Origin of the sequence: Myxococcus sp. AM010 (assembly GCF_013372585.1) — a bacterium.
GTDB lineage: Bacteria > Myxococcota > Myxococcia > Myxococcales > Myxococcaceae > Myxococcus > Myxococcus vastator.
The window spans coordinates 1-12,690 of the sequence record NZ_JABXEO010000065.1 but is presented as its reverse complement, the minus strand read 5'-3'; the positions used below and the strand labels follow the sequence as shown (position 1 = coordinate 12,690).

Genomic DNA, 12,690 nt, shown 5'->3' with positions numbered 1-12,690 from the left:
CTGCTTGAGCGCGTCTATTGGTTTCTGCGATAGACGACGATCTCTCGCTGCTGTTCGCTAGGGCTTTCGGTCCATGCCAAAACGATGTCCCCATGCGGGAGTGCGTCCATGCTTAAGTCATTGCCGGTCGATTTAGTGTTGCCGAAGGCATCTCGTGTGTTCCACAAGGGCGTCCACCTATCGCCCGTGTGGATGTTCAAGTGTGCGGAAGTTCGATTTCCCGCTGATTCGGTTGATGCGACGAGGAGCCCTTGGCCCGGGATGAAGTGAGTGTCTGCGACAGTTCTGTTTCCTGTGTCAGGATGTTTTTGTGGCGGGGTGATGGGAGTCCATTGCCCCTCAGACCATGTTTTAATGAATACTTCGTGCTCGTATAGCGGAGGTCTGTAGCCTGTCCAGGAGATGATGGGCTGATTGGAGGAGTCGAGCGCCAAGGCGATTGGCTTCCCGGAGTTGTGCTCATTGTAGCTGTTCAATGTGGTGCCCAGTCGTTCCCATTCATTGTTGTTCCATCGCCATGCGAAGATTTTTCCTTCTCCATCTTCGTGGCCGAATGCGACGACAGGGCTGTCGTGCTCGTCAAGTGCGAGGAATGGAGCGCTTGTCGAAGACTCCGACTCGCCCTTCAGGGGTGAGCCGATTCGTTGCCACTGCTCCTGGGACCATTGGTAGATATGAACTTGGCCGCCCTCGGTAGCCTCCAAGTCCATGTCGACTGCGATGACGGGGTGGCCTTGCTTGGTGAGCCGCATTGAAAAATCCCATGCGTGCGGCTGTTCAGGCAGAATTCCTTGTTCGCCACCCAGTCGACTCCAGCGTTCGCCCGTCCACTGAGCAACGTGGATGTAGTTGTTGAACTCTGCCCCCATGTCCTCCTGCCATGCCACAAAGGGGACTCCGGCTGCCGAGACTTGGAGCGTCGGGGTATGGATCGAATAGTCGCTCGTGCTTGTTTTTAGATTGTAGCCGAGTTGTTCCCAGGAATCGCCCGTCCATCGGGTCACGAACAGAGACTCAGTAGTGCCGTCGTATCTCCAGTGAAGAACGAGAGGGCGTCCGTGCGAATCCATTTTGATGTACGGCCTTGCCCACCTGTTGCGAGCCTCGGCGCCTACGGAATGGAGAGGATACGGCACGAATTCAGGAACAACCCAGCTCCACGCCTCCCCCAGATTCACGGCGGCATTCCCAGCCAGGTCCGTCACCGTCCCCGAGAAGGCCAGCGCCACGGTGCTCGGCGCGGTGAACGCAGTCACGGGGACCACCGTCACCGTCTTCCCGTCCTCCGACAGTGACACCGTCTGCGCCACGGCCACGTCGCCCACCGTCAGGTGCACGGACTCCGTCGTCACGCTGCTCTGCTTCACGGGCTCGGAGAACTCGGCGCGGATGGGGCTCTGCACCCAGACCTCCTGGTCGCCCTGCTCCGGCACGCGCGACACCACCTGTGGCGGCGTCCGGTCCACCACCACCTCGCGGCTCGCGCTCACATACGCGACGTCCCCCAGCGCCGCGCGCGCCTCCAGTCGGTACGTCCCCTCCGGCTCACCCGCCGTGTCCCAGGTGTACGTGTACGGCGGCGCCAGCTCCGTCAGCACCTCGCCGTCCTTCAGCAGCTCCACGCGGTCCGGCGTGTGGCCTGTCACGGCAAGCCGGACCTCGACCACACCCTTCGTGTAGGCCGTTCCAGCCGGCGCGGTGATTCGCACCTCGGCCTGCGCGGGCTCGACGGCCGGCACGTTGATGCACGCGGACGCGCACAGGAGGACGACGGCCGCCATCCAAGGCGGCGGAAGGGAGCGTTCGGGGATGTTCATGGCTCGCGGGCCGAGTGCAGGTTGTGTTCCGTTTCCTGCCCGACAGTCGCTCGCACATACCAAGCCCGCTTTGCTTCCTCCAACCCACCCGTGCTCCGCGAAAAGCCGAGCCATCTCCACCCCTTACCCGCGTGCAGCCCCGCCTCCACCTCCCGTGCGGACACGCACCCTCACGCCCCGTGCCCCGTCCCGGCAGTGGACCCCCATCCCCGGCGGCGGTCTGCGACGTGGACCCTGGGGCCGCTCCGCCGCCTGTCCTCCAGCCAGGTGTGCGATGACCCGGTGCGTCGCTGTGTGCAATCGCCATCTTCGTGAGGGGGACTCAGGCCATGCCCTGGGGCTCGGCCCGGCAAGGAGAACGCGGACATGAAGCGAGCCTGGAAGAACCAAGTCGTCGTCGTCACCGGCGCGTCCAGTGGCATCGGCCGCGCCACCGCGCTGGCCCTGGCGAAGAAGGGGGCCCACGTCGTCCTGGCCGCCCGTCGCGAGGAGCCGCTGGAGGACCTGGCGCGCGAGTGCCAGGCGCTCGGCGTCCGGGCCCACGTCGTGCCCACGGATGTGTCCGACGTGGCCGCCGTGCAGCGCCTGGCGGACGAGGCGCGCAAGGCCTTCGGCCACTTCGATGCGTGGATCAACAACGCGGGCGTCTACCTCATGGGCCGCCTCGAAGAGACGCCGGATGACGCCTTCCGGCAGGTGATGGAGACGAACTTCTTCGGCACCGTCAGCGGCGCCCGCGCAGCCGTGGCCCAGTTCCGTCAGCAGGGCTACGGCACCCTGGTGAACGTCTCCTCCACCTTCGGCACCGTCGCCGCGCCGTATGTCAGCGCCTACGTGGCCTCGAAGCACGCCGTGCGCGGCTTCTCCGCGTCCATCCGCCAGGAGCTGCTCGGCACCGGCATCGACGTGTGCACCGTGCTCCCCGCGGCCATCGACACGCCGCTGTGGCAACACACCGCCAACTACACCGGCTGGCGCATCCGTCCCGTGGAGCCCGTCTACACGCCGGAGCGCGTCGCGCGCGCCATCCTCGGGGTCCTCCGCGGCCCCAAGCACGAGGTCTTCGTCGGCCCCGCCGCTCGGAGCTTCGCCGCCATGCACGGCCTGCTGCCCCGCACCTTCGAGCGCACCATGAACGGCGTCACGGAGGCCCAGCACTTCGAGGAGGAGCGCCAGGGCCACACCTCCGGCACCCTCTTCCGTCCGATGGCGGAGGGGACGGGGACCTCGGGGGGCTACCACGCGGCGGGCAAGCAATGGCTGCGCCGGCTGCTGGTCGCCGGGGGCGTGGCCGCGGCGGCGTTCTCCCTTGGAAAGAAGCGGGAGGCACGGGGGCTGAAAGCCCGTTTCGCCCATGCACTGGGAGTGTGAGGGTCGTTTTTGAGTCACGCCGCGTCACCGGTTTCCGCGCCGTGACCGGGCCATGACAAAGCGTGGAGAGAGTCCCGCTCGCCATGAATGACATCGCCGTCCTCGTCAACCTGCGTGCACGCCGGGGCTCCGAAGGCATGGGGGGGCTGGTCCAGCGCTTCCTGCCCCGGGCGCGGGTGGCGCTCACCCGTTCGCTGGAGGAGGCTCGGTCCTGGATTTCGGACACCCTCCGGCCCAACCCTCCCTCTCTCCTCCTGGCGGGCGGTGGCGACGGGACGATTACGGGGCTGCTCAACGAGCTGCGCACCGCGGGGGTGGCGCTGCCGGCCATTGGCGTCCTCCCTATGGGCACTGGCAACGCCTGGGCGCGCGTCACCGGCGCGCCGCGGCCCGCGGAGGCCTTGAAGCAGATTGCCGCCGTGGGCGAGCGCCTGCCGCCCCTGCGCCCCTTCGCCCTGGTCCGCGTGGAGGGCAAGGTGGCCCCCTTCGCCGGCACCGGCTGGGACGCGGAGATGATTCAGGACTTCAAGAACCAGCTCGCCGCCTCCGGCCCGCTGCGGGGCACCCAGGCCGGCCTGCGTGGCTACCTGGGCGCCATGTTCACCCGGACGGTGCCTCGCCACGTCTTCGGCGAGGGCAACCCCATGGTGTCCGTCTACAACCTGGGTGACCCCGCCCTCACGGTGGACGCGCGGGGCTCCGTGCAACCCGTGCCGCATGGGGACAAGGGCGCGCTCCTGTACCGGGGGCCCGCGGGCGTCGCCGGCGCGGCCACCACGCCTGAGTGGGGCTTCGGCTTCAAGGCCTTCCCCTTCGCGGAGGCGGTGCCCCACCGGCTGTCCGTGCGCGTCTATGGCGCCGGCGTGCTCGAGGCCACCCGGAACATGTTCCGCCTCTGGCGCGGCGAGCATCCGATGCCCCAGATGCATGACTGGTTCGTCCAGCGCCTGCGCATGGATTTCGACCGGGAAGTGCCCTTCCAGATGGGCGGCGACGTCATCGGCATGCGGCGCTCGCTGGAGTTCGACCTGGCCGAGGAGAGCGTCCAGCTCGTCGACTGGCGCCAGCTGTCGCGCATGGTCCGGCCCTAGGCCGCGCAAGGCCCGGCCCCCACCGCCGTCCCTGACTTGACCCGGGTGTGTTCCGGACCCTATTCGGGGAGCCGTGAGCTACTCCTATGAGTACCCGAGGCCGGCGCTGACGGTGGACTGTGTCGTCTTCGGTCTGGATGACGGGGACTTGAAGGTGCTGCTCATCCGCCGCGGGGTGGAGCCCTTCTCCGGGCGGTGGGCGCTGCCGGGGGGCTTCGTGCGGATGGAGGAGTCGCTCGACGACGCCGCGCGCCGGGAGCTGGACGAAGAGGCGGGCATCCGGCCCAGCCACCTGGAGCAGCTCTACACGTTCGGCACTCCGGGGAGAGACCCACGCGGGCGCGTCGTCACGGTGGCGTACTTCGCGCTGGTGAAGCTCAGTGACCACGTGCCGCACGCGGCGACGGATGCGCGGGACGCGGCGTGGTTCTCCGTCTGGGATACGCCGAAGCTGGCCTTCGACCACGCGGACGTGCTCGGCAAGGCGCTGCAGCGGCTCAAGGGCAAGGTCCGCTATCAGCCCATCGGCTTCGAGCTGCTGCCTCCCAAGTTCACGCTGACGCAGCTCCAGCGGCTGTACGAGGTCATCCTGGAGCGGGAGCTCGACAAGCGGAACTTCCGCAAGAAGATCCTCGCCATGGACCTGCTCGAGGAGCTGGACGAGGTGGAGCAGGACGTCTCCCACCGCGCCGCGCGCCTCTACCGGTTCGACCACAAGAAGTACAAGCAACTGGAGAAGGCGGGCTTCAACTTCGAGCTCTGACCCTGTGCGGGCTTGAGGGACGCCCGGGCGCCTCGTTGCGTTGACATCGTGTCATGTGGACACTATGTTGGTGTCACTTAGACACGAACATGGGTTCAACCCGGGTTCGTGCCGGGAGAGCCATGTCCGCGCTGCCCTTCGACATCGCCGCTGCCTCAGTGCCAGGCCGGGAGCACGCCCGAGCGGGTCGCAACAACCAGGATGCGCTGTGCATCCGCGCCAGCGAGCATGGCCTGGTGGCAGTGGTGACGGACGGCTGTGGCAGCCAGCCCTGCAGTGAGCTGGGCGCACAGTTGGGGGCGCGCAGGTTGGCGCGGGCCGCGTTGGTGCGGCTCGCGGACGGTGAGCGCGTGGATGAGCCCACCTTCCTCCCAGGCCTTCGGGAGGACGTGTTGTGCCTGCTCGGTGAGCTCCGGGCGGACCTGGGGCGGGAGGTGATGGGGGACTTCCTCTTCACCGTGGTGGGCGCGGTGGTGACGCCCACGCTGACGCTCGTCTTCTCCGCGGGGGACGGCGTGTGGGCGCTCAATGGCGAGGTGCATCCGTTGGGGCCGTTTCCGGGGAACGCGCCGCCCTATCTCGCCTATGCGTTGACGCACGGTGAGGACGTCGCGCTGACCGCGCGGGCCCTGGTGCCCACGGAGGAGGTCCACGCGCTGCTGCTGGGCACCGACGGCGTGGCGGACCTGGAGCGGCTGGCCACCACGCGCATGCCGGCGCGGGACGAGCTCGTCGGGCCGCTTTCGCGGCTCTGGACGGAGGACCGCTACTTCGCCAACCCGGATGCCCTGCGTCGCCGCCTGGCCCTGCTCAACCGAGAAGCCGTGCGCGCGGACTTCGCCTCCCAGCAACTGGCGCGTACTCCGGGCCTGCTGCCGGACGACACGACGCTGGTGGTGCTGCGCCGCCGCATGGGGAGGGCGTGAGGCCATGGACGTCTGGCTCGAAGGCAAGAAGGTGCGGTTGAACCCCGCGCGAGCGCTGGGCAAGGGCGGCGAGGCGGACGTGTTCGACCTGGGGGATGGCCGCGCCCTCAAGGTGTTCAAGCCACCCAACCACCCCGACTACACGGGCCTGCCCGCGGAGCAGGCCGCGGCGCGCGTCCGGTTGGACGAGCACCAGCGCAAGCTGCGCGTCTTCCCTGCAGGACTGCCCGGCCGCGTGGTGGCGCCCCAGGCCCTGGCGACGGACAAGCAGGCGCGCGAGGTCCTGGGCTACGCCATGCGCAAGCTGGATGGCGTGGAGCCCTTGCGACGCTTCGGAGAGCCGTCGTTCCGCAGGGCGGGCGCGGCGTCCGGGCGGGTGGTGGAGGTGCTTCGCGAGCTGCATCGGACGCTCGGCGCGGTGCATGCGGCGGGCGTGGTGGTGGGGGACTTCAACGACCTCAACGTGCTCGTGGCGGGCGCGTCGGCGGCGTACCTCATCGACGCGGACAGCTTCCAGTTCGGCGGGTTCCTCTGTCCGGTGTTCACGGAGCGCTTCCTCGACCCGCTGCGGCTCGGGAGCACGGGCACGCAAGGGCTGACGCCCAGCCGGCCGGCGTCCATTGAGAGTGATTGGTATGCCTATGCCGTCGCGGTGATGCAGTCGCTGCTGTGCGTGGGACCGCACGGCGGCGTCTACAAGCCCAAGAGCGCGGCGGCGCGGACGACCTCCGCGGGCCGGGTGCTCCAGCGCATCACCGTGTTCCATCCGGAGGTGCAGTACCCAAAGCCCGCGCTGCCGCTGGCGACCTTGCCGGACGACGTGCTGCACCACCTGCACCGCGTCTTCGTGGAGGACCTCCGCGGCGTCTTTCCGCAGCCGCTGCTGGAGGGGCTGCGCTTCACCGCCTGCGCGTCGTGCGGCGTGGAGCACGCGCGCGCTGCCTGCCCGGCGTGCCAGCCCCACGCCACCGCGGCCACCACGCCGGTGACGTCGGTCCGAGGCCAGGTGACGGCGACGCGGCTGTTCTCCACGCGAGGCGTGCTGGTGCACGCGAGCAACGAGGCGGGCGTCCTTCGCTGGCTCTACCACGCGGAGGGCGCGTACCGGCGCGAGGACGGACGCGTCGTGTTGCGCGGGGCGCTGGACCCGTCGCTGCGCTGGGCCTTGCAAGGAGACGTGACGCTGGTGGGCCGGGGCGGTGAGGTGGCGGTGCTGGCGCCCGGCCGGCCCCCGGACCGCACGGGCGTGGATGCGCCGGAGGGCCAGTCCGCTTTCGCCACCAACGCGCGGCACCGGTACTGGGCCGTGGGCGGCGGGCTGTGGCGGGACGGCGCGTATGGACCGGAGCACGTGGGCGCGGTGCTCGAAGGGCAGACGCGGCTCTTCGTGGGGCCACGCTTCGGGTTGGGCTTCCATCGCGCGGGCGGCCTGCGCGGCGCCTTCGTCTTCGACGCGGAGCGCCTGGGCTTGAAGGATGGCCTGTCGCTGCCCTGGCCCACGGGAAAGCTCGTGGACGTGGAATGTGTCTTCGATGGGCCCTCCGCGTGGCTGTTCCTGGTGGAGGAAGCCGGTGGGCGCACGCTGCATCACTGCGTGGTGGTGGGCCATGACGGGGCCGTGCGTGCGAGCGCGGTGGCGGAGGCCGGTGACGGCTCGTGGCTGGGCAACGCGCCACGTGGACGGTGCGCGGCGGGCGACGCGCTGTTCTGCGCCACCGATGCGGGGCTCACCCGTGTGGAGCTTCGTCAAGGCCGCCTGGAGGCGGCGCGCGAGTTCCCGGACGCCGAGCCCTTCGTGGACGCGGGCTGCTCGCTCTTCCTCATGCGGCAGGGGCTGGCGGTGGTGGGACGGCAGGACATCACCGTGCTGCGAATGAACTGAAGGGATTGCTCACAACCGCGTGGAGCGGGTGCCTCCACGCCTCACAGGAGGTAGGACGATGAAGACGCAAGTGAAGGCGCTTCCGCTCCCGAGGTTCTACGACGCGGCCCATGCCGGTCAGTTCGGGTACAGCCCTGACGCGGGGAAGCTCCAGGCGGAGGCCCAGGGCTGGCGCGCGGCGAACGACGTCTCCATGGCGGCGACGGACGCGTTCAACCTGCACCTGCTGCTCATCGACGTGCAGAAGGACTTCTGCTTCCCGGAGGGCTCGCTCTACGTGGCGGGACGCAGCGGGCGCGGCGCGGTGGATGACAGCCGTCGCATCGCGGAGTTCATCTACCGCAACCTGGGCGCGCTGACGAACGTGACGGCGACGCTGGATACCCACTTCGCGTACCAGATCTTCTTCCCGTCCTTCTGGGTGGACCAGGACGACCAGCCGCTGACGCCGTACCGCGAGGTGACGCGCGAGCAGCTCGAGCGCGGGCAGGCGCGGCCCAACCCCGCCATGGCGAAGTGGCTGTGCGGTGGCAACTACCCCTGGCTGCTCAAGCAGGTGAAGTATTACTGCGAGGAGCTGGAGCGGGCGGGCAAGTACACGCTGTACCTGTGGCCGCCGCACTGCCTGCTGGGGAGCGACGGACACGCGCTGGCGGGGGTGGTGCAGGAGGCGCGGCTGTTCCACTCCTTCGCGCGTGGCATGCAGTCGTGGGCGGAGGTGAAGGGGGGCAATCCGCTGACGGAGAACTACTCGGTGCTGCGCCCGGAGGTGCTGGGGCGGCATGACGGCCAGCCGCTGGCGCAGCGGAATACACAGTTCCTCAAGACGCTGCTCACCGCGGACGCGGTGGTGATTGCTGGGCAGGCGGCGAGCCACTGCGTGAAGAGCTCCATCGATGACCTGCTCGGGGAGATTGTCGCGCAGGACGCGGCGCTGGCGCGCAAGGTGTACCTGCTGACGGACTGCATGTCGGCGGTGACGGTGCCGGACGGCAAGGGCGGCTTCGCGGCGGACTTCACCCCGCAGGCGGAGGCGTCGCTGAAGCGCTTCGCGGACGCGGGCATGCACCTGGTGAAGTCCACGGACCCGCTGGCGAGCTGGCCGGACCTGCGCATCGCCTGAGCCTCGCGGGACGTGAAGACACACAGCAATCGCTTCGCCTGTGCTCGCCAGCGCGGGACGGGCGGAGCTCTGCCCTCGGGAGAGGGAGAAGGAGCACGGGACATGAGCAGCAAGGCGAATGGCAGTGGCATCCGACAGCTCTTCGATGACGCGCACGCGGAGGGCGTGCTGAGCCCAGCGGGGCTGCAGGCGCTGACGGTGGTGGACCTGGGCGCGCAGATTCAGGCGGGGCTCGGCGTCTGCGTGGAGGACGTGCAGTCCAGCGAGGTGGTGCTGGTGACGGTGATGCCGGATGACTCGGGGAGCATCGACTACTCCGGGCACACGAAGACGGTGTGTGATGGGCACAACCTGGTACTGGACGCGCTGCTGGCGAGCAAGCAGAAGGACGGCGTCCTCTTCCACACGCGCTACCTCAACGGGTTCGTGCTGAACCCGTACCGGCCGGTGGAGGACGTGGTGCGGATGCACGCCAAGAACTACCGGGCGGACCAGGGCACGCCGCTGTATGACCAGTCGGTGGTGCTGCTGGGCACGGTGCTGGCGAAGGCGCAGGAGTTCAGCGCGAACGGCGTGCCGGTGCGGACGGTGACGCTGTTGATTACGGATGGCTCGGACCAGCACTCGACGTCGGCGAAGGCAAAGGACGTGGCGGCGCTGGTGAATGACCTGAAGCGCGCGGAGAGCCACATCGTCGCGGCGATGGGCATCAGCGATGGGAGCACGGACTTCCGGCGCGTGTTCCGCGAGATGGGCATCGACGACAAGTGGATTCTCACGCCGGGGCAGAGCGCCCAGGAGATTCGCGCGGCGTTCCAGGTGTTCAGCCAGTCCGCCGCGCGAGTGAGTCAGGGTGCCGCGAGCTTCAGCCGGACCGCGCTGGGCGGCTTTGGGCAGTGAGGGAACCGGGGCTCCGCGCGGAGGCACACGGACTGCTGGGCCATCAGCGGGGTGTAGTTCTCATCCTGAGCAGGCGGCCGCCTCCTCGTGATTTCAGCGCCTTACACTGAGCACGGCTGCTGGGTAGGCGGCAGCCTCCCTCGGAGCGTGCTCAGGATGGGAGCTTCCTTGCCGCAGGTGGAGAGCGCCCAGTATAGACTGAACAATCTATACAGAGCACAGGGAACAAAAGAGTGTCCGAGCAATACGACAGGCTGCTTGAGTTGCTCCGTCAGCAAGGTTTGACTCTGGAGCAAGCCAAAGATCGGGTGGCCGAGCATGCTGCCCTGCTGTCACTGGCAAGGCCCAACGAAGGCATCACCTTCGACTCCACTGTGCGCGACCTCTTGCAGGCGGAGGAGCGACAGATTGAAATCCGGAAAGCAGCTGAACCCGAATCTGTCGACTGCGACTCCGCAGATGAGTTTATTGATGTGCTTTCGCCACGTCACCCGAGGTTCTGGCATTCGAGTTCCGAAGCGTGGGTCTTCCGTGGGCAGGCGAACGCTGATTGGCCCATATTACCCTCTGCGCTACGTTCGACTGCCCTGCTCCCCGATGGAACGCAGGGCCACTGGTCAAAAACTGCCCCCTCGCAATTCACGAACGACGGCCAGGTTCGCCGCGAGTTGATGGCGCTGCGAGATTTCTACTGGAGAGCTGACCGCATTGGTCTTTCAATACCAGGAGACACTGTAGAAGTTCGCCAACTGATGGCCGACGATCAATGTCTCAAGCGCCTAAGGGATGCCGATGGTGCATTTCAATGGCCAGCCCAAGCTCTTGTGCCCTTGATGGCACTAGCCCAGCACCATGGATTGGCAACCAGACTGCTCGACTGGACACGCAGATCCTATGTTGCCGCCTACTTCCCAGCGACAGAGGCCGCAAAATGGCATTGCGAATCTCAAGCCGGGGTCGCGACAAAGGCGACGCATCTTGTCGTTTGGGCGTTCAAATTCAAGCGCTCATTGGATGGACTTGGGCGCATCTGGGAGTCCTTGCTTGAAGGTGATATGCCCAAAGGCGAAATTATCGAGCACTCAGTGCCAGCCGCAGGCAATCGAAACCTCCATGCACAGGAGGGACTATTTTTAACTGAAAGCAAGCTACTCTTGAGTGGAAGAAAAACCGTCACGATTGTGCCATTCGAAGATCAGATAAAAAGGCATGTGGCGGGATACAGCACAATGAAGGAAAGGCACTCGATCAGATTTCGACTCCCGATCGCGGAAGCGCCAAAGCTCCTCATGGGCCTGCATCGAATTGGCGTCGACGCCGCCTCGGTATTTCCCGCTGGAGATGGCATCACGAAGGCGCTCCACGAGCGTGCTTGGTGGCCAAAGTAACGCCGGAAGGGCATAACTTCCATTTCGAGCACGCTCCGAAGGGAGCCTGCCGCCTGCCTAGAGCGCCGATCATGTTGATAACTCAATGATTTTGATCGCTTGCGGGAGGGGATCGAGCCCGGGACGACCGTCGAAACGACGCCCTGACACAGGCTCGTCGCTGTGAACGGAATGGCGCCGTTGGGTGGCGCAGCTCGACATACGCGTCTCCTCGCGTATCATCCATCGATGAGCGATAAGCCGGTCTCGGACCGATACCATGCTTGCATCGCGCCCCTCGCGGCTTCCTCGGTGGCGAAAGCTGGTCAGTGCGTGCTGTCGTATGGCCACAATGGCGCCGATCTCGCCCGCGTACGACAGACTCTGACACTGCCCGCGGCACTCGAGCGCTTCTACGAGCAGGCTGATTCCATGCAGATCCGATGGCGCTTGCAACAAGGCGCCGCAATCGAGTACCTCGACCGCGAGATCGACATCGTTGGGGGAGAGGCGAACGTCCTCCCTGTTTCCACATGCGTCGACGGCATCGACGGCCGACGTGGAGCGGAACTACTCGACCCGTACGGATCCTTTCCGGAGGCGCGTGAGTTGCTCGACCGCCTCGCGCCCTTCGATTACTGCGAGGGCGAGTTCGCGGTCTGCTTCGAAATGGAATCGGGCCGGGTCCTCGACCGGCTGCATTTCGTGCCACTCGACGGAGTCGGAGAGATCCGGCCGCTGCCCGTGGGCGTCGAGGACTATTTGCAGCGCGGCTTTGCCATGCGTTTCATACACCACTGGGTCGAGGCAGCATTCTTCGACAGTCCTGACTGGACGGCGTTCTCGAAGCACTATCTCGCGCAGGTCTTCGGTTCGGAGTAGGAGACCGATTACTCGCTCTTCGCCGGAAGTCGGGACGTGAAATCTCGTGAGATTTCCGTGTGCTGCTGCCGAAGGTTCGACGCGCTGACCCATCGACACCGGAGCATCCGGCTGCTCTCTTTCGGACGTGCAAACGAACCGGGAGAGAACGAGATGGGTCAGCGCGCAAGAGTCCTTACACAGATCGCAGGCGTTCGCGGCTTCAAGGTCATCGGCCACCGCTGGGAGGGCGCCGACGGGCAGCTCGTCGTGCCGGTCATGGGCTTCGATGCCCGTAAGCGTCCGGCCAACGACGTGATGAGGGGCGTTGAGTGACGCGCCGCCGCCGTGGACCCTGGCGTGCATGTCGAAGCCGGTGGAGAAGCAGGAGTGGTTCCGTGTCGCTGAGTCTTTCGAGGCCAGCGGGCTGACGCAGGTGGAGTTCGCGCGGCAGCGGGGCGTGCGGCTGAGCACTGTGCAGTCGTGGGTGTACCGTCGGCGCCGGCACCTGGCGGCGAAGGCCGAGCCGGTCCGCCTGCTGCCAGTCCAGGTGACGGCCCCCGTGGAGCCGAGCACCACCCTCGTCGAA

General features: G+C 67.0%; 12 protein-coding genes. 11 read left to right on the top strand and 1 reads right to left on the bottom strand.

Annotation, left to right across the window (positions count from 1 at the left end; genetic code table 11):
- Window positions 1-14 precede the first annotated feature (14 nt).
- Window positions 15-1,817, bottom strand: coding sequence for an Ig-like domain-containing protein (locus HV826_RS25800; protein WP_255217411.1), 1,803 nt, complete (start codon window positions 1,815-1,817; stop codon window positions 15-17).
- A gap of 366 nt (window positions 1,818-2,183) precedes the next feature.
- Between HV826_RS25800 and HV826_RS25795 the strand changes: the two genes are divergently transcribed.
- The 11 genes from HV826_RS25795 to tnpA all read left to right on the top strand — a co-directional run.
- Window positions 2,184-3,188, top strand: a complete 1,005-nt coding sequence (locus HV826_RS25795; protein ID WP_176419630.1) for an SDR family oxidoreductase — start codon at window positions 2,184-2,186, stop codon at window positions 3,186-3,188.
- A gap of 83 nt (window positions 3,189-3,271) precedes the next feature.
- Entirely contained in the window at window positions 3,272-4,279 is a 1,008-nt protein-coding gene (locus HV826_RS25790) for a diacylglycerol kinase family protein (RefSeq protein WP_176419629.1), read from the top strand.
- Window positions 4,280-4,352: 73 nt separating this feature from the next.
- Window positions 4,353-5,042, top strand: coding sequence for an NUDIX hydrolase (locus tag HV826_RS25785; RefSeq protein WP_176419628.1), 690 nt, complete (start codon window positions 4,353-4,355; stop codon window positions 5,040-5,042).
- 122 nt (window positions 5,043-5,164) lie between these two features.
- On the top strand, window positions 5,165-5,968 hold the full coding sequence (locus HV826_RS25780; RefSeq protein WP_176419627.1) for a protein phosphatase 2C domain-containing protein: 804 nt from the start codon (window positions 5,165-5,167) through the stop codon (window positions 5,966-5,968).
- Between the two features lie 4 nt (window positions 5,969-5,972).
- The gene (locus HV826_RS25775; RefSeq protein WP_176419626.1) at window positions 5,973-7,850 is read left to right on the top strand and encodes a hypothetical protein; all 1,878 of its coding nucleotides are present in this window, start codon (window positions 5,973-5,975) and stop codon (window positions 7,848-7,850) included.
- A 58-nt stretch (window positions 7,851-7,908) separates the two neighbouring features.
- The gene (locus HV826_RS25770; protein WP_176419625.1) at window positions 7,909-8,973 is read left to right on the top strand and encodes a nicotinamidase; all 1,065 of its coding nucleotides are present in this window, start codon (window positions 7,909-7,911) and stop codon (window positions 8,971-8,973) included.
- 102 nt (window positions 8,974-9,075) lie between these two features.
- On the top strand, window positions 9,076-9,873 hold the full coding sequence (locus HV826_RS25765) for a hypothetical protein (RefSeq protein ID WP_176419624.1): 798 nt from the start codon (window positions 9,076-9,078) through the stop codon (window positions 9,871-9,873).
- Window positions 9,874-10,106: 233 nt separating this feature from the next.
- Window positions 10,107-11,261, top strand: a complete 1,155-nt coding sequence (locus tag HV826_RS25760; protein WP_176419623.1) for an FRG domain-containing protein — start codon at window positions 10,107-10,109, stop codon at window positions 11,259-11,261.
- Window positions 11,262-11,489: 228 nt separating this feature from the next.
- Window positions 11,490-12,122 (top strand): hypothetical protein, encoded by a 633-nt coding sequence (locus HV826_RS25755; RefSeq protein WP_176419622.1) that lies wholly within the window; start codon window positions 11,490-11,492, stop codon window positions 12,120-12,122.
- A 36-nt stretch (window positions 12,123-12,158) separates the two neighbouring features.
- On the top strand, window positions 12,159-12,437 hold the full coding sequence (locus HV826_RS25750; RefSeq protein ID WP_176419621.1) for a hypothetical protein: 279 nt from the start codon (window positions 12,159-12,161) through the stop codon (window positions 12,435-12,437).
- Between the two features lie 28 nt (window positions 12,438-12,465).
- On the top strand, window positions 12,466-12,690 hold a 225-nt coding region (gene tnpA, locus HV826_RS25745), incomplete at its 3' end, for an IS66 family insertion sequence element accessory protein TnpA (protein ID WP_176419620.1).